Source organism: Shewanella basaltis, from assembly GCF_023283885.1.
GTDB lineage: Bacteria > Pseudomonadota > Gammaproteobacteria > Enterobacterales > Shewanellaceae > Shewanella > Shewanella basaltis.
The window spans coordinates 325,210-347,777 of sequence record NZ_JAKILA010000001.1; the positions used below are offsets into that span (position 1 = coordinate 325,210).

Genomic DNA, 22,568 nt, shown 5'->3' on the forward strand with positions numbered 1-22,568 from the left:
ATTTGGACATTGGCATAATTTACTGTTATCACTATATATATTGTTTATTAAGGTGTTGCTGTCGTTAATGAATCCATGCCCACTGTGTAGCTATCAAGCAGACTTTTTTTTACAGGACAAAAAAAGAGCATTTTACGCTTGTTCTCAATGCGGGTTAGTTTTTGCAAACCCTCAATCACATCTGATGCCCAATTTAGAGCGACAACGTTATGGGCGTGCGCAACGTTCCTCTAAACAAAAGCAGTTATCGCAGTTTGTATTACCGCTATTACAACAAATTTCACAACAACAAACGGGCCGGTTAACTGGATTAAACTTTGGCAGAGTCTTAGATGAAAAAAGCCAACATACCATTTACGAAGCAGGCCATGTAGTTAATCAATACGACCCATTCTTTGCCGCAGATCAATCAGTGTTAACGCAACGCTATGATTTTGTGTGTTGCTATCGAGTATTTGAACATTTTAGGCACCCAAATCGTGAATGGAAATTACTTAATCAATTAATAAAACCCAATGGTTGGTTAGCCGTCAGTACACCACTGATGACTGACAAAGCCCTGTTTTCTAAATGGCACTATAAAAATAATCCGACCCATGTGAGCTTTTATCAACAAGCTACATTCGAATATTTAGCCTCCAATAGCGATTTTGAGCTATTATTTGCATCGAAAGATCTGGTTTTGATGCAAAAAACGTCAAAACCTGATATAAAGCGCATCCATATTTAGTGCCTTGTAGAAATTACTCTGCGAGGACGTGTTAAGAAAACCTAACGAGAACATCATGGCTCGCAGTAAAAAAACTCGCAAAGGCGGCGAAAACGGCCCTAAGTTTGCCCCAAGAGTAAAAAAAGCCGATCGCAAAACGGTCGATGGTAAAAAATCAGAAACGGGTCGTAAATCTGGTAGCCGCCACAATGAAGCATTACTAAAGCAAGCTTCAGGTCAGGGTTCTGCGGTAAAAAAAGACGCGCGTCATGGCAGTAAAAAGCCTGTGGCATTGTCATTACCAACATCGATAGCTGAACCATTAGCAGTTAAGCCTAAACAGCCTAAATTAACTGACGAACAAAAGTTATTGAAACTGGAAGAAGACCCAAGACTCAATCAGTTACTTGACCAACTTGAAGAAGGCCGTGACTTATCTGACGCAGACCAAAAATGGTTAGACGTTCAATTAGATAAAATTGAGCAGCTAATGCAGCGTTTAGGGTTAACTGAAGATGATGACACGCCTCCTGCAAGTGCTAAAAAACAGCTGTCAGATGATGAACTGCTAAGTCGTTTTGAATCCGGTGCAGATTTGCTTAAAGATTATCAAAAACAAGACTAAACCACTCAATGCATTTCATTTGAATCAAGTAAACTGGCGCACACCTAATCGATTGGGTACGGGCGCCAGTTTTGTATTCAAAAAAGGATAAATTGTGCCTACTATCGCTATTGTCATTGCCTCGCTAATCATTATCTCTCTAGCGACTTACGCCGCCTACTTATTGCTTACGCTACAACGTCGTACTAAAGCCAATCAACAAGCGCAAGCTCAGCGCCAAGCTAAAGCAGAGGAGCGAAAACAACAAATACTTACCGACATACGTTACATTGCTGCTGCCATGCTAGAGGACCGTTGCGAGCTTTCTGAAGGCGTTGTGCGTATTGGTAAACTGTTTGATGCATTATCAATGTCTGAACAAGTCAACAGCGACTTTCCAAACTTATTTGCTCACTATGACATCATTCGCGACCACCCCATCATGGAAGCACGCAAAGCACTTCCAAAACAACAACGGATGAAGTTTGATTTAGCCCGAATGAAGTCAGAAGCAGAACGAGAACAGGCTATATTAGATGAGGCAAAACGTATCGCTGAATTTTACCAGCCAAAGACTCATTAGCCTGAACTTTCAATCATTAACGCTCCCTTTGCGTTAAACAGCACTCTTGCTTTAACCACTACATATTGTTTATGTGTAGCCAAACTGTACCCAATAAACCCGTCACCCCTCAACAAAACGCCATTGGCGAATAATGGCTTATATGCTTTAATCAGCAAATGCCCCGCTTTGGTGCGCACAAAAATAGACTTATAACAAGAAGCGTTAACGCTCTGATTAGGATCCCAACATGTTAAGTACATTTTGCTCAGGATTACTGCGACTCATCGGCTGGAAATTTGAAGGCCAACTCGACAGCACTCAACCTTACGTGATTATCGTTGGCCCACATACCAGTAATTGGGACTTTATTATTGGTATTATTGCCCGCAGTGCTTTGGGCACTAAAATCCATTTTTTGGGCAAACACCAATTATTTATACCGCCCTGGGGATGGTTATTTCGCGCCATGGGAGGCAGCCCGGTAGACAGGCGTAAACATAACAACTTAGTCGATGCTGCAGCTCAATTATTTCAGCAAGATCCCAACTATAAATTAGCACTGGCACCTGAAGGCACACGCAGTCCGGTTACGCGGTGGAAAAGTGGTTTTTATCATATCGCTATGAAATCAAACGTAAAGATAGTGCCAGTAGGATTAGACTTTTCTCGCAAGGCGATAGTGCTTTCTGCCCCGATGACACCAACAGGGGATATTGAAAATGAGATAAATCAACTCATGGATTTTTATCGCACCATTAAAGGCTATCGCGCAAAAGCGATCCCGGTTTATCAGCTACCGCCCTCAAACAAGCAACCTTAATACGACAACATACTCTCAAGGCTTTGTTCTGCTAATACGTAACTTCCACCTAAGCGTGTCGATTGGGTGGGAGTAATAATCCTGGTGAGTGATAATACAAGCCGAGTTGACGCTTGCGAAATAAACACTGGTGACTCACCGTAAAAACTCACGCCGGCAAAATCAAAACGACTGCGATTACTGTTAATCCTACCCACTATGTCAGTATCTGTGGCGGTCATTACACTGCGCGTGATTACCATTGTGTGGCCAGCGGTACCAATACGACTTTTGCTCATACTCACAATCGAGTCGGTCAAGGTAAGCTGTTGGGTATCAAGGTTATCAAAGCGCACAAGTTTGCAATCATTTAATATAATGTGTTGATACTGGCCACTAAAGTGAGTGTGATCATCTTGAAAGCAGCGGCCTATTCGCTGGCTAACATTAGTCATCCGCGCGGGGCGCGCCGTCGTCAAACCTTGCAAGCTTGCCAACAGTAATGAATTAAATCGCTGTGGATGAGACTTCATTGGCACATGGCCCGCATCGCTAATGACATGCAATTGAGACAAGGGCAACACATGCTGTAACGCATGAGCTGTTCGCAAGGGGGCGACCGTGTCTTGTGCCCCCCAAATAATTTGGGTCGTGGGCATTTGTTGGTAATTAAGTACCGAGAAATTCTGTTCCATTAATGCTAGCGCAGCGTTCATATTAGTTTGTTCGCCAATCGTCATGTTACGCAAAGAAGAATCGTTACTAAACAGACGCGTTGGGTCAAATCCGGTACCGGTTTTTTCTAGCATTTTATCGGCAAAATTATCGACTCGCGCGATGACCCGCCTCACGCCTTGCGGTAAATCGGCCTTATCGTTATCACGTGTCGAGAGATGTTTTATATACGCTGTACGATCTAAAATGCCCGCCGCATCAACTAACACCAGTTGCCCAATACGCCCAGGGTATTGATTAGCATAATATAGGCTGATCGCCGCCCCCATGGAATGGCCCACCAAACTTACTTGCCCAGGGTGACGATACTGCGTAATAACCCAATCAATCACTTTGGCATATTCTTTCGGAGAATAGGTAAACACCGCCCCTTGAGACAAACCAAAACCGGGTAAATCAATCGCTACCACATGGTATTGCGCGGCTAAAGCCGGGATCACAGTAAGCCAATCTTTAGAGGCTAAGTCTCCTAAACCATGCACGAGCACCACGGTATCTTGATGCTCAAGTCCAGCTTGCAGAACAAATAAAGGCGTGTCATGACTCGGCACCATCACACGTTGATATTGATATTGAGGTGGATAGTCAGCTAACTCTAACGCTGAAAGCGGTTTGGCTACTTGTATTTCTGCTTCAGGCTCTCCTAAAGCACGCACTTTTCGGTTTATGTCATTTAGCCAGTTCGCCTGTACAGGCAACATCAACAAAGATAACAACACTAACACGAACCACTTAGCCACTTTACATTTCCTTAGGTAACTTGGTTAACACACTATTCAGCACCCTGTTTAATACTGCGGATATCATTTCCGGTAGGTATTTGAAATGCACGTAAACCAAACTCGGGTAACACCGCAAAAATATGATCAAAAATGTCAGCTTGTATCGCTTCGTAATAAGTCCAACGGATATCATTGGTAAAAATATACAACTCTATCGGCAAGCCTTCGGTAGTCGGCGCTAACTGCCTCACCATTAAGGTCATGTCTTTGTGCACCTTGTCATGACGACGTAAATACTCTTGTAAATACGCCCTAAAAGTACCGATATTGGTTAGTCGTCTACCGTTAACTTTCATGTCAATATCACTTACATTGGCATTGGCTGCACTAATTTCATTAAATATTTGCGGTAAATACTCTTTTAAGTAATTGACCTTACCTAAACGAATACGCTCGTCATCAGTTAAAAACTGAATGCTGTTAACATCAATATTGATTGAGCGCTTGATCCGGCGGCCACCAGACTCTGACATACCCCGCCAGTTTTTAAAGGCGTCTGACACCAAAGCATACGCAGGGATCATGGTGATAGTGTTATCCCAATTACGCACTTTTACCGTGGTGAGTGTGACATCTTCTACCGCGCCGTCTGCGGCGTACTTGTCCATTTGGATCCAGTCGCCTTTACTGACCATGCGGTTTGCAGCTAACTGAATACCTGCAACAAAGCCTAAAATAGTGTCACGAAACACCAGCATAACAAAGCCAGTGGCAACACCTAAGCCACTAAAAAAATAGATAGGCGACTGGTCGGCTAGTATCGAAAAAACAACAATTAAACCAATAAAAAATAAGAATAACTTGGTTAACTGCACAAAGCTTTTTACAGGTAAACGACGATTGATATGGTTAACATCGGCAATCTCATCAGCGGCATTTAGGGCGCTGTAAATAGCGCGTAAAATAAAGACCACTAATAACGAACTTAGCAAGCGATCAATTACCGTACTGGCAAACTCATGCGAGGTCAGCACTATCGGTATAAGCAAATCGAGAATGGCTATCGGCACTAATAGCGCAAGACGCTCAAGAACATTGAAACGCATGAAAATGTCGTCCCACGTTACCGAAGAGCGGCGAATAATGACATTAAGCACATTCACAACAAATCGATGCGCAATAAAGTAACCAATGCCAGCAATGATTAAGCAGGCAAAAATTAATATGGAGGTGGCGAGTCCATCGGTAGGTTGGCTATTAATACCTAGGCGGGTTAACCAGGCCGCTATTTCAATCCGTACTTCTGTATTCACACACAAATCCTTAGCAATATTGTCCTTTACACAAAAGAACGTTTAATACCCAAAACACAAACCAGAATGTTAAGGTTTCCCTGCCAACATTATGCACTGAATTGAGCATACAATTCAGCACATTCATTCAATAACGATAGTTCACAAATTATTGAGAATTTTACCGAAAAAAAGGACCTTGCGGTCCTTTTATTATATAAGTTTAACAATAAAAGTGAGCTAAAAGCTTGGCATCAACCCTTGCGGTAACAGTCGATTAAAACTCGCACTAACCAATAAATCGACCGCATTTTCGATATCTGGGGCAAAATAGCGGTCTTGATCATAAAACGCCACAATTGCCCTTAATTCAGCTTTAGCCATTGCCACTGATGCGCTGGGCCGTAATGGGGTTCTAAAATCTAGCCCTTGCGCCGCAGCCAGTAACTCAATGGCTAATACACCGCGAGTGTTTTCGCTCATTTCGCGTAAACGGCGCGCAGCAAACGTCGCCATTGAAACATGATCTTCCTGGTTGGCCGATGTAGGTAAACTGTCTACCGAGGCCGGATGAGCATAGGTTTTATTTTCAGACGCTAGAGCCGCCGCCGTGACCTGAGCAATCATAAAGCCTGAGTTAACCCCACCATTGTTGACTAAAAATGGGGGTAATTTTGACAAACTCGAGTCAATAAGCAATGCCATACGACGCTCAGCAATGGCGCCCATTTCGGCAATGGCAATGGCTAAATTATCTGCGGCCATTGCCACAGGTTCAGCGTGGAAATTACCGCCAGAAATAATGTCGCCAGTATCTTGGAACACCAATGGATTGTCGGTTACACCATTTGCCTCAGCCCCTAGCACTTCTGCCGCCTGACGAATTTGAGTTAAACACGCACCCAATACTTGTGGCTGACATCGCAGCGAGTAAGGATCTTGTACTTTTTCACAATGCGTGTGGCTAAGGCTAATGTCAGATTCGTGAGTCAACAAGTGACGAAAAATTGCCGCCGAGTCGATTTGACCTTTTTGCCCACGCGCGGCATGAATACGCGCATCAAAAGGACTACGACTCCCCATGGCTGCTTCAACACTCATGGCACCAATCACTGAGCTTGCAGCAAATAAATCTTCAGCATTAAACAGGCCTTCAAGCGCTAAAGCGGTTGATGCTTGGGTACCATTTAATAACGCCAGACCTTCTTTCGCGGCCAGCTCAATCGGCTTTAACCCCGCAATCTTAAGCCCTTCGCTTGCCGAGATAATCTGCCCTTGATAGCTCATTTCGCCTTCGCCTAATAAGGGCAAACACATATGTGCTAGTGGCGCTAAATCTCCAGACGCCCCCACAGAGCCTTTTTCTGGTACGCACGGATACACCCCCGTATTCACTAACTGCATTAAAAACTCAATCACTTCTAACCGAATGCCAGAAAAACCACGGCTTAATGAGTTGATTTTTAACACCATCATTAAGCGCACGGTGGCATCTTGCATGTACTGGCCAATACCTGCAGCATGAGACAACACGATTGAGCGCTGCAATAATTGTAAATCTTGTGGTGCAATTTTGGTGTTGGCTAATAGACCAAACCCGGTGTTAATCCCATAAACCGTGCGACCTTCACGCAGCACTTGCTGGACAATTTCGGCACTGTGATTAATGTCTTTAATCGCCTCTTGGGCAAGCGTTAGCTTGACGTTGTTACGACTAATGGCCCGAGCTTGTGCCAATGTTAAGGTACCTGGTACCAGTTCAAATGAGTAAGTCGACATGGATTAGGCTCCTAACATTGGCAAGTCTAAGCCTTGCTCTTTGGCACAATTTTTTGCAAGCTCATAGCCAGCGTCGGCATGGCGCATCACGCCCGTTGCGGGGTCATTCCATAACACTCGGCCTAACCTCACTGCGGCCTCTTGAGTACCATCAGCGACAATCACTACCCCCGAATGTTGACTAAAGCCCATGCCAACACCGCCACCATGATGCAACGACACCCAGGTCGCGCCACTGGCGGTATTTAACAGCGCATTCATTAATGGCCAATCTGACACGGCATCAGAGCCATCAAGCATGGCTTCGGTTTCACGATTTGGGCTGGCCACTGAGCCAGAATCCAAATGATCTCGGCCAATCACAATGGGCGCCGACAACTCACCGTTTTTTACCATTTCGTTAAATGCTAACGCTAAACGGGCGCGATCTTTTAAGCCAACCCAACAAATGCGTGCCGGCAGACCTTGAAACGCAATGCGCTCCCGGGCCATATCGAGCCAGTGATGTAAATGGGGGTTATCAGGGATCAACTCTTTGACTTTAGCGTCGGTTTTATAAATATCTTCAGGGTCGCCAGATAGCGCAACCCAGCGAAATGGTCCAATGCCTTCACAAAATAGCGGGCGCACATACGCAGGCACAAACCCAGGGAAGTCAAACGCGTTAGTCACGCCTTCTTCAAAGGCCATTTGGCGGATATTATTGCCATAGTCTGTGGTTGCCGCCCCTGCCGCTTGCAATGCCAACATGGCGCGAACTTGCACGGCCATCGACTGCTTAGCCGCTTTAACAACCGCAGCTTCATCGGTTTGACGCATTTTTGCGGCGTACGCTAAAGTCCACCCCTGAGGTAAATAACCGTTTAAGGGATCGTGTGCCGAGGTTTGGTCGGTGACGACATCTGGGGTGATACCACGGGTAACTAACTCGGAAAACACATCGGCTGCATTAGCCAATAAACCCACAGAAACAGGCTTGCCGCTTTGATTGGCTTGGTAAATCATAGCTAAGGCTTGATCTAATGACGTGGCTTTTTTATCGACATACCCAGTGCGCATACGAAAATCAATTCGGGTTTCATCCACTTCACAGGTTAATACCGAATAGCCCGCCATTGTGCCCGCTAACGGCTGTGCACCGCCCATGCCGCCTAAACCACCGGTTAAAATCCACTTACCCGCAGACGAGCCATTAAAATGCTGCTTGGCCATAGCGACAAAGGTTTCATAGGTGCCTTGCACAATGCCTTGAGAGCCAATATAAATCCATGACCCAGCGGTCATTTGGCCATACATCGCCAAGCCTTTTTTATCTAGCTCGTTAAAATGCTCCCAATTCGCCCAGTGTGGCACCAGGTTTGAGTTAGCAATAATCACCCGTGGCGCATTAGCATGAGTGGTAAACACCCCAACCGGTTTACCAGACTGCACCAACAAGGTTTCATCGTCTTCAAGACGCTGCAAAACCTCAATAATTTTGTCGTAACTTTGCCAGTCTCGCGCGGCGCGGCCAATCCCACCGTATACCACTAAATCTTCAGGGCGTTCAGCTACATCGGGATGAAGGTTGTTCATTAACATCCGCATTGCGGCTTCCGTTAACCAACTTTTACACTGTAATTGAGTGCCATGCGGCGCAATAATACGCCTGCTTGAGTCATGTCGTTTATCCATAATGTCCTCTTCAACCGAATCTATCCGGTTTGGTCTTGTTGTGTTTTGTATTGTTGTTATAGCGGCTTGATTAGCATCATTGTTTTACCAACGCAGAGGTGAGTTTAAATTTACTGCCCGGATGCACTAAACGGGCAAAACTCACCACACCTTGGCGTGACCAGGTACGGCGTAAAATTTGTAAACAAGGCTCTGTTGCGCTTATTGCAAGCCTTTGTTGCAACAAGGCTGTTGCCATAATGGCTTCAACGGTATGGCGGGCTTCTGTTAAGGGCGCCACAGCCGATAAATATTCGTGCGGTGTCTGTAACCTAAAGTCTTGCTCTAGGTACTGGGGGACTAATTTAGGGTTCACAAAGCGTTCTTCAACTTGCAGTGGCATTCCTTGCTCGCAATGCACTAGCACTGAATAAAATACCGGGCTACCGACCTCAAGCCCTAAGGCATTTGCCTCTGCGGCACTGGCAGCAATCTGCTTTAACTCAAGCTGTTTTACACTGTATCCATGGCCCCGATCTTTAATTTCATCGGCAATATTGCGGATCGCTAAGAGTGACGATTGCGACTTGAGTCCCGCAACAAAAGTGCCCACACCTTGAGTGCGCTCTAACACACCCGAGTCCACCAGCTCAGTTAACGCACGTCTTGCTGTCATGCGGCTGCAACTAAAGAGTTCAGTTAATTGGTTTTCTGACGGCACGCGGTCGTGTTCTTGCCATTGGCCGGTTTCAATACGCGCCAAAATAAATTGTTTAATCTGAGCAAATTTTGCTTGGGCCATGTCAAGAATTCCACGCTCGCTAAAATAGAATGAATGTTTATTACTGCATTAACTCTACCTTGTATATACAAGCCAAAACAAGTATTGTTTACCAAATATTGCGTTATCGCTTTTTTGTGTTTTTAGGGGTTGTCATGGTGTGGGATCAAGTCTGGATAGATGTCAACGTAGCAACGATGGACCCGAGTATTGATGGTGCTTACGGCGCAATACATCAAGCAGCCATTGCAGTAAAAGACGGTAAAATCGCTTGGGTTGGCCCGCGCAATGCATTGCCAGAATTTGATGTTTTGGCAACGCCAGTTTACAGAGGCAAAGGTGGCTGGATAACCCCAGGTCTCATCGACGCGCATACTCACTTAGTGTTTGCAGGTAATCGCGCCAACGAGTTTGAACAACGGCTACAAGGTGCCAGCTATCAAGACATTGCCCGCGCCGGTGGTGGCATTATTTCAACCGTTAATGCCTGCCGCGACGCCGATGAAGCTGAATTATTTGAACTGGGTCGCCAACGTTTAAATGCCTTAGCCAGAGAAGGTGTCACCACGGTTGAGATTAAATCTGGATATGGCTTAAACACCGAAACCGAGCTTAAACTGTTACGGGTTGCACGCGAACTTGGCGAGCATCATCATATTGATGTGAGCACCACATTTTTAGGGGCCCATGCTATTGCGCCAGAATACCAGGACGATGTAGACGGCTATGTCGATCTCGTTATTAATGACATGCTGCCAGCGGTTATCGCTGAAAATTTAGCCGATGCCGTTGACGTTTTTTGCGAAAATATCGCGTTTAATCTTACTCAAACCGAACGGGTATTAAATGCAGCCAAACAAGCCGGTTTGCAGATAAAACTGCATGCTGAGCAATTATCCAATCTGGGCGGAAGCATGCTAGCGGCAAAATTAGGCGCAAAATCTGTCGACCATATTGAGTTTTTAGATGAAGCAGGTGTCAAAGCCATTAGTGCAAGTGGCACCTGTGCAACCTTATTACCTGGTGCTTTTTATTTTTTACGCGAAACTCAATTACCGCCAATTGATCTGCTGCGTAAATACAACGTACCTATGGTGGTTGCCAGCGACTTCAACCCCGGTTCGTCACCGCTTTGTTCAACGCTATTAATGCTCAACATGGCTTGCACTCTGTTTAGGTTAACCCCAGAAGAAGCCTTACAAGGGGTCACCCTTAATGCCGCCAAAGCATTGGGGCTCGAGCAGCGCATTGGCAGCATTACCGTGGGCAAACAAGCTGACTTTTGTTTATGGGATATCCACACACCTGCACAATTAGCTTATGCTTTTGGGGTTAATCCTTGTCAAAACGTGGTCAAAAACGGCCAAGTTGTTGCCCTGCCTCGTTGACCTTATCTTGGCCGTAGTTAAGCCATCACTACCAGCGGGATTTGAGTTATTAACGCTAAACTCAAACGCCCACTAACCCGTAAATTCTGTATCTCTTCGCAATAAAAGGGTGATTTTAAGCTCAGCTTCATTTAGTCTAGGCATAAAGTGAACGATCGTTCAACAAATTAACTACGCTTAACCTAACTAATAACAGAGGTATTATGAAAATTCGCACTCTACTCACGCTTGCTAGCACATGGATATTGTTAAACAGCGGCCATGCTTTCGCTAACGACTCAGCAGAATCAGCAGCTCAACTCACTAAACCTAAAGTGATTATCTTTGATGTGAATGAAACCTTATTAGACCTTGAAAACATGCGTAAATCAGTCGGCACAGCACTAAATGGCCGAGACGACTTATTGCCATTATGGTTCTCAACCATGTTGCACCACTCTTTAGTGGTGTCTGCTACTGGCGAGTATCAGTCGTTTGGTAATATTGGGGTCGCATCATTGGAAATGGTGGCCGAGATTTACGGTATTGCCATTACGCACGAGCAGGCCAAAACCGCCATTGTGACACCGTTACGTTCATTACCCGCTCACCCAGATGTAGCTGAGGGCTTAGCGGCATTAAAAGCGCAAGGTTATAAATTAGTAACGTTAACTAACTCATCATTAGAAGGCGTTCAACTGCAGCTAAAAAATGCCAACTTAAGCCAGTATTTTGATGCTAACCTGAGCATCGAGTCTGTCGGTGTATTTAAGCCACATTTAAGTACTTACCAATGGGCCATTAAAGATTTAGGCGTTAACGCTAACGACGCCCTAATGGTTGCTGCACACGGCTGGGATATCGCAGGTGCAGAAAAAGCAGGCTTACAAACGGCGTTTATTCGTCGTCAGGGTAAAGTGCTGTTTCCACTGGCGGAAAAGCCAGACTATAACGTGCTAGATGTCAATGACTTAGCAAAAACCTTAGCTAAATTTAACTAAGCATCAACACCCAAACCGCCTAAGCCTATTAGGCGGTTTTTCAATTATGTTACCCCTTGCTATTAACGATTACTTAACATTTAATACCTATTGATGAATAAGTCGCATAAAGGGATAAAATGATGAAGAAAGGGTATTTAACACTGGCGGTTGCATTATGTTTTACCGGTTTTAGCACCTGTGCCTTGGCGCAAACCACCCTGGTGCATGATGTTAACGGCTACACCTTGGTTAACGGTAAATTACACACCTTTAATGCCATACAGTTCACCGACGATAAAATCGACCGACTTTTCACCAAAGACCAGGCTTTACCCACAACCAACGAGATCATTAGCATTGATGGTAAAGGTAAAACCTTACTGCCGGGGTTAATTGACGCCCACGGCCATGTTCTCAGCTATGGTTTAAGCTTGTTAACCGCCGACTTAACCAATACCCAAAGCGAACAAGATGCAGTGGCTCGCGCACAAGCATTTATTAAAAAAAATCCAACAGACAGCTGGTTAATGGGTCGCGGATGGAACCAAGAGTTATGGGACAGCAAACAATTTCCGACAAAAGAAACGCTAGATAAGGTGTTTACTGCTAATCCGGTTTCATTTGGCCGAGTTGACGGCCATGCTATTTGGGTTAACAGCAAAGCATTAGCACTGGCCGGGATTTCAGCCAGTACCGTGGCGCCAAAAGGCGGCGAGATAGTCAAAGATGAACAAGGGAATCCGACTGGTGTATTAATCGACAATGCCATGAACCTCGTGTTTAACGTGATCCCCGATCTTAATCAGCAGCAATTACAATCAACCTTAACCCTCGCGATGGACAGTTTAGCCTCCTACGGGTTAACCAGTGTGCACGATGCGGGCATCAGCATAGACAACATTAAAGCCTACCAACAATTAGCGGCAAACAATGCCATGAGCGTGCGCGTTAATGGCATGCTGTCGGTTGAAGACCCTCGTTTTCCCAGCATTCTAAAACAAGGCCACATCAACACAGCAGACAACATGTTTAAAGTCGACAGTGTTAAAATATCAGCCGATGGCGCATTAGGCAGCCGTGGCGCTGCGTTAATTAAGGAATATTCAGACCAACCTGGCCACAAAGGCTTAATGCTGTATTCAGACGAGCAATTAGGTAAACTGATTTCACAGGCAATGAAAGCCGGTTTTCAGGTTAACACCCACGCCATCGGCGACAATGCGAATCAGGTAGTGCTCAATAAATACCAAACGGCCATTGCCGCAACCGACTCAAAAGCACTGCGTCATCGTATTGAGCATGCACAAATTCTTGATTTAGCTGACGTGCCCCGCTTTGCGCAACTTGGAGTGATTGCATCTATTCAGGCAACTCACGCCACCAGCGACAAAAACATGGCTGAAAACCGTTTAGGCAAGGCGCGTCTTGCAGGTGCTTATGCGTGGCGAAAACTGTTAAATGCCAATGCCGTCATTGCTAATGGATCAGACTTTCCTATCGAATCGCCTAACCCATTCTTTGGCCTGCATGCCTCTGTCACGCGCCAAGATCATGCCAATCAACCTCTCGACGGCTGGCTCGCCACTGAAAAACTCTCACGCATCGAAGCACTCAAAAGCTTCACCATCGACGCCGCATACGCTGGCCACCAAGAGCAGCTATTGGGCTCATTAGAGCCAGGTAAAAAAGCAGACTTTATCTTAGTCGACGATGACTATTTTAAAGTCGACCCACAACAAATATGGCAAAACAAGGTCATTGCCACCTGGGTCAACGGTCGTCAGGTATTTGTGAAAGAAGAGGAATAGAGTTTCTCAATCTATTTCCTTATGTGCCAAAGTGATACGCAGATTACTTTTTGAGCAACTTAACCACATAATGTGTATGTGACATTTTGGCACAACTGGAGAAAATATTATGGCAGTTTCGTTACCTCGCATCACCGCTAGAGTGGATGCTGACACCCAAGATTGATTAACGAAAGCCGCGGCGTTTACTGGCATGTCGAGCTTAAATTCATTTGTGTTAAATGCTGCAATCGAAAAAGGCCAGACAAGTGATTGAACGTGAAGAAACGCTAAAGCTTAATCAAGCTGATGCCACTTTACTTATGAAAGCCCTAGACCTCCCAGCAACCGAAAACTCAAATCTACAAGCGGCTTCTGAACGTTATAAAAGCAAAACACGATAGAAACCGCTTTAACTGTGGCAGTGACGCACTTAATAACTACTTGAAAGTTATGGCGAGTTAGCAAGCTAAAAAAGACAACACCAGAACCTTTGTTTTAGAAGATGATATCAATAACGCTCATATTATCGGTTTTTATACATTAACAATGACCCCGATAGAACATAAAAGCCCTGCCACATAAACTCCAAAAAAGTATCAGTCTTCAACTTCAGGCGGCCTCATCGCCCGCTTAGTAGTAGATAAGCGTTACAAAGGCCAGGGGGGGGTGGAATGGTCAGTGTATATTCAGGAAAATCGACTCATCACGCATGTTTTTCGCCTAACATATTTCGCCCCTTTATGTTTGCTGTATTTAACAGCCTTAAGGGTTAGCTACAGATGCCACGAGGTTAAATCGCGATCGACACCTAAAAACTGCTACCATAGCCAATAAATGTGCAACAAAAACGTCAATAACCGCACTTATCCAAATCGATTTGAACAACCTAAAAATACCAACAAACCTCACTGAGTAACCAATGAACAAAATAATAAATGGTTTAGTCATCGCGCTGTTAATGAGCGGATGTACCGATTCTAATGAACAAACCACCAACACAACAGCAGCCCAAACGAGCCAAACTGACGTGACGGTAACACAAAGTCTGCAGCAACAAATCACAAGCATAACCAAAGACTATTTTGTCTTACGCCCAGAGATTGCAACTTACTACGGTGTAAGTGATACCAGCATTGGTGCCGATGTGATGTCTAAACTAACGGACTACAGTCCGTCTGGCGAAACTCATCGCCGAAATGGCCTCGCGAGCCTATTAGATCAACTAAATAGCATTGATGCCTCGACATTAAACACATCAGAACAAGTGAGCTTACGTGCCATACAGTCTGAAATTAATGGCGCCCTGCTCCCTGCAAAAACCGTGAATTACGGTACAGTTTTGGGCGAATATGGGGTGTGGTTTTTACCCTATGCCGTTAATCACCTGTCAGGTTTACACATTGAGTTTCCAAGCTATATGGAAGACAAATTTGCCGTCACCAACACCAATGAAGCCAATGCCTATCTCACTCGTTTACGTATGTATCCCGCGGCAATGGGCACCTTAATCGACAAGTTAAACCACGATGTTGAAGTGGGCGTTATCCCACCAGATTTTGTGATTAGTCAAACCTTAGATGGCTTAAAAGCCCAAATTAGTGGCCCAGCAAACAGCCATCCTTTAGTCACCAGTTTTGCCCACAAGCTCAATACTGCCAAGGTGGCAAAGTCTCAGCTTTTGGTAAACTCAGCGGTAGAATTAGTCGACACTAAATACTACGCGGCCACCCGCCAACTGATTGCAGCATTGGAAGTTATCCAGCCTAAAGCACGTCATTATGCAGGCATTAGCCACCTCCCCCAGGGTGCGAAGCTTTACCAAGCGATGATCCAACATTTAGGGAACTCGAACAGAACTGCTGAAGACATTCATCAACTTGGGTTAACCGAAGTTGCACGCATCACAGCAGAAATGGACGGATTACTAAAAAAAGTGGGTTATGTTGACGGCACAGTAGGTGAACGCATGCAAGTGTTACTTAACGACCCACAGTACCTTTACCCCAACACCGCCGAAGGTAAACAACAACTCATGGCCGATATTGATGCAGACCTAGCCTTAATTAATGCCCAATTACCGCAATGGTTTGGCCGCTTACCCGACCAAGATGTCGCAATTGAAGCAGTACCAGACAGTCGCGCGGCATCGACCAGTGGCGCATTTTATGATGCTCCATCACAAGACGGTTCTCGCAAAGGCACATTCTGGATCAGCTTATACGACACAGCAGCCCTACCATCGTACTCGTTACAAACGTTAACCTACCATGAGACAAATCCAGGTCATCATTTACAAACTATTATTGGTTTATCTGACACCTTGCCCATATTAAGCACAGTATTTTATTCCAATGCTGCAGGTGAAGGATGGGCACTGTATGCCGAACGTTTAGCTGCAGAAATGGGAATATACGCCAATGACCCTATTGACGATATTGGCCGTTTACAGTCTGAACTACACCGTGCAGTTCGACTTGTGGTTGACACTGGAATGCATGCCAGAGGTTGGAGCCGTGAACAGGCCATCGACTATGCTATTACCACAGAGGGGATCCATCGTTCAGAGGCCACTGCCGAGATTGAGCGTTACACTGTGTGGCCAGGCCAGGCTCTCGGTTATAAATTAGGGGAACTGAAAATCATCGAACTACGTGAAAAGGCGAAAAAAACCTTAGGAGATAAGTTTGATATTAAAGTATTTCACGATCGCTTATTAGAAAACGGGGCATTGCCGCTCGATTTAATGGAGCAAAAAATTGACCAGTGGTTAACCAGCCAAACCACGGTATAAATTAAGCGATAAGATAAATGATTTTCACAGTGTGTTTAAACAGTCAATCACACTCAACAGCCTGTCACAGGGCGATACTCGTCCTGTGACACTGTGCATTGATGAATAACTATCATTATCGCGGCTGTTGAAATTTAGCCAATTGCTGAGTGTATTTGTTCAAATAAAATGGATGGTCAGTATTTGCTAAGGCTTGCTGTTCAGCCGTAATGGCTTTCGTTAATTCGCCTAAATCGGCATAAACCATGGCTAAAGCATGATACGCAGTATGCGCATGAGGATAAGCATTGAGCGTATCTTGATATACCGCAATTGCTTGTGCTGGATTATCATGAACAAAGCGGTCTTCGAGCGCCAATAGGTAACGAGTTTGCACTGGCTAATCGGTTTGCGATTGCAAAAATACATCCATTACCCTCTTCACACAAGGCAATTTAGCATTATCTAAACCGAGGTCACATCTTGTACTAAAAGTCGCTAAACCTAGGGGGAATATCGTCAATAGCACTAGCCTTAGCGACCAATAAAGCATAGGATCATGGGCACGTTAATTTATTGTTTGGGAGTCACAAATCTTATGAGTATTAGAGCTATCATCGTTGATACCGCCGGTACCACTACCGATCTTAACTTTATTCAGGATGTGTTATTTCCATACTCACGCACTGCAATGGCCGATTTTCTTGAGAAAAACCAACACAATGTGTTGGTCGATTGCTGCATTAGCGATGTAAAAGATATTGCCTTAGAGCCAGAGGCCTCATTAGCGCGTGTAACTGAAATTTTACAACAGTGGATCGATGAAGACCGTAAAGTGACGCCCCTAAAAACCTTACAAGGGTTAATTTGGAAACAAGGCTACAATCGTGTTGATTTTACTGGCCATATTTACCCAGACTTTATCGAGTCAATTGAACGTATAACCCAAAAAGGTATCCGTATTTACAGTTTTTCATCTGGATCGGTTGAAGCACAAAAGCTGCTTTTTAGTCATTCAGACTCAGGCGATTTAACCAGCGCATTTAGTGGTCACTTTGACACCCGTACTGGTAACAAATTAGACAAGCAAGCCTACTGCAACATCTGCAATACGATTAGCTTAAAGCCCAAACAAATTTTGTTTGTATCTGATGTTGCTGAAGAGCTAAAAGCAGCCGCTGCAGCAGGCATGACAACCTGCCAAATGCTACGTTTTACCGACCAACGCCAAGCGGATTGTAAAAAAGTCACCAGTTTTAATGAACTGCATTTTGACTAAACAGTGCAGCTTTCCCTATAGCAAAAAACGACCTTAATGGTCGTTTTTTGCTCTTATTATAATGCGGATTGGTATAACTATTTGTATTACCCTAAATCCTTGCCAGATACACTTTAAATACCATAAAAGCTGAATCGTGCTTATTTTCACAGTCACAATTGTGATTGATAACGAAGTATTAAGCTTAACGCTTGTTGTTCACCGCTCAGGCTGATACATTAATAAACAATAAAAACAATCAATTAACTAGGGCCTGTTGATCTTTGCTGGTTGAATGTTGTTCGAGTTAAAAACGTTTTAATCGAGGCGAATGGATTGTAGCCTAGTCACCTAAGCAACTCTTTATTTGTAAAGCATCGTTCAACAAAGAGTAAAACGTTTTTAGCCGAACCCTGTGGGCAGCGTTTGTTGATCATTTTTACTGCGTTATCGACTTTTTATGTAGAATAACTACACCTCAAAGTCTCTGCCGCGCACTTGTATATGAGTAATGGCCAACAATTCGCTGCAAAAACAACCTTGAAAGGTCAACAGGCCCTAGGCAACACTGCCCTTTTCAGGTTGAATGTTGTTCGAGTTAAAAACCTGTTAATCGAGGCGAATGGATTGAAGCTTAGCCATCTAAGCAACTCTTTATTGCAAAGCGTCACACGTTTTTAGCCGAATCTTATGTGCTGCGTTTGTTGGCCATTGTTACTGCGTTATCGGCTTTTTATGTAGAATAACCACGCCTCAACGTCTGTGCCGCGCAGGTGTTTATGTGAGTAATGGCCAACAATTGGCTGCAAAAACAACCTTGAAAGATCAACACCCCCTAACACAAGGCAACCCATGGATAACTTTTTAGCTCAACACCCAATTAACACAACAATCCCAGTAGCTTGGGGTGAAATGGATGCATTACAACACGTTAATAATGCTGTCTACTTTAAGTATTTTGAAACGGCTCGCCTCGATTTTTTCAACCAAATAAACCTACTTGCCGACTTAAAAACCACAGGTGTTGGCCCAGTATTAAGCGAAACTAACGCCCGTTTTAAGCGCCCGCTAACGTTTCCAGACACCATTATTGTCGGTACCAAAATTAGCGATATTACTGAAGACCGCTTTGTCATGCATTACACTGTGTTTAGCCAAGCGCAGCAAGCTGTCACCACCATTGGTTGGGCAAAAGTGGTGATGTTTAATGTGAAAACCGGACAAAAAGCCAAACTCACCCCACAATTACTAGACGCCTTGTCGAAGCATCAATAAGCTTGAGCAATTCATCGTTAAATTAATAGCCTACAAGGATAACAGCATGAGCAATAAGGATACGTTAAACGTAGAGCACCAAGCTGAGCAGCAACGTTTTGTGGTTAAAACTCAAGGGGCTGAAGCCATGCTCGAATATCATTTGGCAGGCCAAAACATTGACTTTCATCGCACCTTTGTATCGCCGCAATTGCGCGGACAAGGCATAGCCGAAAAGCTCGTGCGTACTGGGCTGGCGTGGGCAAAATCTAACGATTTTAATATTAATGCCAGCTGCAGTTATGTGGTTAAGTTTTTAGGTTAATTAGCTGTTAGCCTGCGAGCATACTGGGCCCGTTAACACAGCTAATTGCTGACGCACATTATCGGTTAATGGTTCGCTTTTTTCGGTTTGGTAGTTGTAGTGCACCATGGTGGTGGTCGCTTGTGCGGTTTGTTTACCGTGTTGCCAACAGCTTTGTACAATATCAAAACTGCTGTTACCCAAACGGCTAATATGGGTTTTTACTGTCACTTCAGTGCCGTAGTAAGTAGGGGCGGTAAAAGCGATGGTAAAACCGGCAATAATCATGTTCCACTTGGTTAAATCTTGCCCCGGATTGACAATATCAAAAATAGGCTCGCGTGCTGCTTCAAACCAAACGGGTATCACTGTGTTATTGATGTGTCCTAGTGCGTCGGTTTCACAAAAACGCGGTTTAAGGGTCATGCTAAATTGAGTATCAGCCACAATAAATCCTTTATTATTATAATGTATCAATGTGAAGCCATTCTAACGACACATCTCGCTACAGGTCATCAAAAAAATCTTTATCACGAATATATTTGTGCATGTAATGAGAGGCAAAAGGCGACAACAACCAACTGGCAAAACTCAATACAAAACGCTTAAAAGGCGAAATATTGTCATAAATACGCTCGTTATGCAGCCACAGCATACGCCCAACATGATGAAACATCCCCGGCAGGGGCGGTAAAAATGTCACCACATCAACGCCACAACAAATTCGATATGTGCGCCTGTGCAATAAATATTGGCGCTTAAAACTGCCAAAACCCGGTGCAGGTTGACCAAATGTCACCACGCGCTTTATTGATTTTATGTATTGGCGCTCTAGCCTGTCGGCCGCCAAGATTGCCATCGCACCACCAGATGAATGCCCTGTAAGCGTGACTCTTTTTCCCAATAAAATCAGCGGGCTCACAATGGCATTTAACTGCTGATAAATACTAACGTCACGTTGATAATCAGGCGCACATGGGTTACTAGGCTGCTCGAGTAAATAATCGTAACCCGCATGCACATGATAACGACAACCAACAAAACGTTTCACTTTGGGTAAACAATAAATATTGATAAGCCACTCGTGTAGCGTTTGCGAGCCCCTAAACACCACCAGCACCTCAGGGTGATCATCACGCCACAAAACCCGCGCACAAATATGTCCCCAACGATTGGCAATTTCGGCATAATTATCAGGTGAGAATCCCAAACTTTGCGGATCAAAGTCGGTTTGATACGTTACCTTACAGAGCACTGCGTAACGTTCATATTGGTAACGCTTAAGCTTTTTCACATCCTATGGCCTGCCAGGTAAGACAGACTTGAGCATAAGACAAAAAGATGACAATTCAGTGAACAACAAAAAGGACGCATCATGCGCCCTCTGGCTTAAACACTCAAACCATTAGCTAGTATACATAGCATTAATTTCGTTATGGTATTTACTGTAAATCATTTTACGACGCAACTTTAAAGTTGGCGTAATCAGTCCAGATTCCATGGAGAATGCTTCGTGCAATAAGGTGAACTTTTTAATTTTTTCAAAGCCCGCTAACTCATGTTGCAGCTCAATTAACCGCTGCTCAAAATGCGCGATAACTTGTGAGTGGCGTAATAATTCAATCGGGTTTTCGACATGAATACCTTGCGCAGTGGCCCAGGTATTTAACGCTTCAAATGCTGGCACAATAAGGGCAGACACGTAATTGCGAGCATCGGCAACAATAGCCACTTGCTCAATAAACGGACAACAGGCAACCTTACCTTCAACGCGCTGCGGGGCAATGTATTTACCGTTAGAGGTTTTCATTAACTCTTTAATGCGGTCAGTAATGTACAAGTTACCTTGCTCGTCGATACGCCCTGCATCACCGGTTTTTAGCCAGCCATCTTCAAAGGCTTCGGCGGTGTCATCTGGGCGATTGTAATAACCGCGCATGACGGTGTCACCACGCACTAAAATCTCATCGTCTTTACCCAGCTTAATTTGCATAGCTTCTAACGGCTTACCGTTTGAGCCTGGTACACGATTGTCCAAAGTATTACAGGTCACTGTGGCGCAAGTTTCGGTCATGCCATACCCACACAATACTGGCACACCAATACTGTGAAAAAAACTGCCCACATTAACATCTAATGCTGCGCCGCCCACTGGCATAAACTTAAGCCGGCCGCCAAGCACTTGCTGTAATTTGCTGTAAACCAGTTTGTTAGCCAGTTTCCACTGGGCACTTAGCCATAAATTCGGCTTAGCGCGGCCTTGGCTGACGTCAAACTGACGCTGACCAACGTTTATCGCCCAGGCAAATAATGCTTGGCGTGTTTTAGGCGCTTTGCCGACGTTGTCATGTACGGCGCTGTAAATTTTTTCTAAAAAGCGCGGTACTGCGCACAAAGTGTGTGGCTTAACGGCAACGAGAGCGTGTTTAATTTTATTGGTGTCGTTTAAGTAAACATTATGTCCGCCACGGCACAATACATACATGCTCCAACCGCGCTCAAATACATGGCTTAACGGCAAAAAGGCTAATGACACATCGCCTACGGTAAAAGGCAGTTTTTGGTCATGCTGGCTGATCATCGACGCAAAATTGCGGTAATCGATCATCACCCCTTTTGGGTTGCCAGTGGTGCCTGAGGTGTAAATCAGCGTCAGTAAGTCATCGAGATTAGTATTGGCTAATCGGCGGGTTAACTCATCAGTTACGCTTGGGTTAAATTGGGCGGTTAATAGCGAGTCAAAGTGCAGGTGATTGTCGGCTTTTAAGGTTACATTGGCATCAAATACCACAATATGTTGCACGCTGCTGGCTTGCTCGGCAATGTCACACGCCATGTCATATTGCTGCTGATTACCGGCAAAAATTAATTTAGCTTGGGCATCGTTAACAATAAACACCGCTTGTTCCAGTGTACTGGTTGGGTAAACTGGCACCACCACATTACGCGCTTTAAGTGCACCTATATCGGCACAAGTCCATTGTGGGCAGTTTTGTGACAATATCACCACTTTGTCTTGCACTTGTAAGCCAAACTCAATCAGTAATTGGGCAACTGAATCGGTTAATGCATTAAATTGCTGCCAAGTCACAGTATGCCAAGGTGCGGGCATTTCAAAGCCTTCTAGGGCAATATTGTTACCTAAAGACTGACTTTGCTGTTGCAGGAGTCTAACCACGTGATACTGATTTAATGACATTTAA

20 protein-coding genes and 2 pseudogenes are annotated in these 22,568 nt (G+C 44.6%); 13 read left to right on the forward strand and 9 right to left on the reverse strand.

Annotated features, from left to right (window positions below):
- Positions 1-67 precede the first annotated feature (67 nt).
- From L2703_RS01490 to L2703_RS01505, 4 genes are all read left to right on the forward strand, one after another.
- Positions 68-730 carry a class I SAM-dependent methyltransferase gene (locus tag L2703_RS01490; RefSeq protein ID WP_248969378.1) on the forward strand — a complete coding sequence of 221 codons (663 nt, stop codon included), beginning with the start codon at positions 68-70 and terminating at the stop codon, positions 728-730.
- Between the two features lie 55 nt (positions 731-785).
- Positions 786-1,334: a Der GTPase-activating protein YihI gene (gene yihI, locus L2703_RS01495; protein ID WP_248969379.1), complete on the forward strand. Its 549-nt coding sequence runs from the start codon at positions 786-788 to the stop codon at positions 1,332-1,334.
- A gap of 94 nt (positions 1,335-1,428) precedes the next feature.
- Positions 1,429-1,896 carry a DUF2489 domain-containing protein gene (locus L2703_RS01500; protein WP_248969380.1) on the forward strand — a complete coding sequence of 156 codons (468 nt, stop codon included), beginning with the start codon at positions 1,429-1,431 and terminating at the stop codon, positions 1,894-1,896.
- Between the two features lie 229 nt (positions 1,897-2,125).
- Positions 2,126-2,698, forward strand: coding sequence for a lysophospholipid acyltransferase family protein (locus tag L2703_RS01505; RefSeq protein WP_248969381.1), 573 nt, complete (start codon positions 2,126-2,128; stop codon positions 2,696-2,698).
- On the opposite strand, the gene L2703_RS01510 is transcribed toward L2703_RS01505, so the two are convergent.
- From L2703_RS01510 to hutC, 5 genes are all read right to left on the reverse strand, one after another.
- A complete protein-coding gene (locus L2703_RS01510; RefSeq protein ID WP_248969382.1) occupies positions 2,695-4,152 on the reverse strand; it encodes an alpha/beta fold hydrolase in 1,458 nt (485 codons plus the stop codon). The two genes, L2703_RS01505 and L2703_RS01510, sit on opposite strands and share 4 nt — an antisense overlap.
- A gap of 32 nt (positions 4,153-4,184) precedes the next feature.
- Complete coding sequence (locus L2703_RS01515; protein WP_248969383.1) at positions 4,185-5,447, reverse strand: mechanosensitive ion channel family protein; 1,263 nt, start codon at positions 5,445-5,447, stop codon at positions 4,185-4,187.
- A 219-nt stretch (positions 5,448-5,666) separates the two neighbouring features.
- Positions 5,667-7,205 carry a histidine ammonia-lyase gene (gene hutH, locus L2703_RS01520; RefSeq protein ID WP_248969384.1) on the reverse strand — a complete coding sequence of 513 codons (1,539 nt, stop codon included), beginning with the start codon at positions 7,203-7,205 and terminating at the stop codon, positions 5,667-5,669.
- A gap of 3 nt (positions 7,206-7,208) precedes the next feature.
- Entirely contained in the window at positions 7,209-8,879 is a 1,671-nt protein-coding gene (gene hutU, locus L2703_RS01525; RefSeq protein WP_248969385.1) for a urocanate hydratase, read from the reverse strand.
- Between the two features lie 76 nt (positions 8,880-8,955).
- Positions 8,956-9,660: a histidine utilization transcriptional repressor HutC gene (gene hutC, locus L2703_RS01530; RefSeq protein ID WP_248969386.1), complete on the reverse strand. Its 705-nt coding sequence runs from the start codon at positions 9,658-9,660 to the stop codon at positions 8,956-8,958.
- Between the two features lie 134 nt (positions 9,661-9,794).
- Between hutC and hutI the strand changes: the two genes are divergently transcribed.
- The 6 genes and pseudogenes from hutI (at position 9,795) to L2703_RS01560 (ending at position 16,570) form a co-directional block, all read left to right on the forward strand.
- A complete protein-coding gene (gene hutI / locus L2703_RS01535; protein WP_248969452.1) occupies positions 9,795-11,027 on the forward strand; it encodes an imidazolonepropionase in 1,233 nt (410 codons plus the stop codon).
- 203 nt (positions 11,028-11,230) lie between these two features.
- Positions 11,231-12,007, forward strand: a complete 777-nt coding sequence (locus tag L2703_RS01540; protein WP_248969387.1) for a haloacid dehalogenase type II — start codon at positions 11,231-11,233, stop codon at positions 12,005-12,007.
- Between the two features lie 122 nt (positions 12,008-12,129).
- Positions 12,130-13,797 carry an amidohydrolase gene (locus L2703_RS01545; RefSeq protein WP_248969388.1) on the forward strand — a complete coding sequence of 556 codons (1,668 nt, stop codon included), beginning with the start codon at positions 12,130-12,132 and terminating at the stop codon, positions 13,795-13,797.
- Between the two features lie 109 nt (positions 13,798-13,906).
- Positions 13,907-14,180, forward strand: a pseudogene (locus tag L2703_RS01550) (type II toxin-antitoxin system TacA family antitoxin).
- Positions 14,152-14,454, forward strand: a pseudogene (locus L2703_RS01555) (GNAT family N-acetyltransferase); the annotation flags it as partial. The pseudogenes L2703_RS01550 and L2703_RS01555, both read left to right, overlap by 29 nt.
- 244 nt (positions 14,455-14,698) lie before the next feature.
- A complete protein-coding gene (locus L2703_RS01560; protein ID WP_248969389.1) occupies positions 14,699-16,570 on the forward strand; it encodes a DUF885 domain-containing protein in 1,872 nt (623 codons plus the stop codon).
- A 115-nt stretch (positions 16,571-16,685) separates the two neighbouring features.
- Here the strand turns inward: L2703_RS01560 and L2703_RS01565 are convergent, their stop codons facing one another.
- Positions 16,686-16,946, reverse strand: coding sequence for a hypothetical protein (locus L2703_RS01565; protein ID WP_248969390.1), 261 nt, complete (start codon positions 16,944-16,946; stop codon positions 16,686-16,688).
- A 201-nt stretch (positions 16,947-17,147) separates the two neighbouring features.
- On the opposite strand from L2703_RS01565, the gene mtnC reads away from it, so the two are divergent.
- The 3 genes from mtnC to L2703_RS01580 all read left to right on the forward strand — a co-directional run bounded on the left by mtnC (position 17,148) and on the right by L2703_RS01580 (position 19,386).
- A complete protein-coding gene (gene mtnC / locus L2703_RS01570; protein ID WP_248969391.1) occupies positions 17,148-17,828 on the forward strand; it encodes an acireductone synthase in 681 nt (226 codons plus the stop codon).
- A gap of 831 nt (positions 17,829-18,659) precedes the next feature.
- On the forward strand, positions 18,660-19,082 hold the full coding sequence (locus tag L2703_RS01575; RefSeq protein ID WP_248969392.1) for an acyl-CoA thioesterase: 423 nt from the start codon (positions 18,660-18,662) through the stop codon (positions 19,080-19,082).
- Between the two features lie 46 nt (positions 19,083-19,128).
- A complete protein-coding gene (locus tag L2703_RS01580) occupies positions 19,129-19,386 on the forward strand; it encodes a GNAT family N-acetyltransferase (protein ID WP_248969393.1) in 258 nt (85 codons plus the stop codon).
- On the opposite strand, the gene L2703_RS01585 is transcribed toward L2703_RS01580, so the two are convergent.
- From L2703_RS01585 to L2703_RS01595, 3 genes are all read right to left on the reverse strand, one after another.
- Positions 19,387-19,791, reverse strand: coding sequence for an acyl-CoA thioesterase (locus L2703_RS01585; protein WP_283107767.1), 405 nt, complete (start codon positions 19,789-19,791; stop codon positions 19,387-19,389).
- 79 nt (positions 19,792-19,870) lie between these two features.
- Positions 19,871-20,659: a lipase family protein gene (locus L2703_RS01590; protein WP_248969395.1), complete on the reverse strand. Its 789-nt coding sequence runs from the start codon at positions 20,657-20,659 to the stop codon at positions 19,871-19,873.
- A 111-nt stretch (positions 20,660-20,770) separates the two neighbouring features.
- Entirely contained in the window at positions 20,771-22,564 is a 1,794-nt protein-coding gene (locus L2703_RS01595) for an AMP-dependent synthetase/ligase (protein ID WP_248969396.1), read from the reverse strand.
- Between the last annotated feature and the right edge of the window lie 4 nt (positions 22,565-22,568).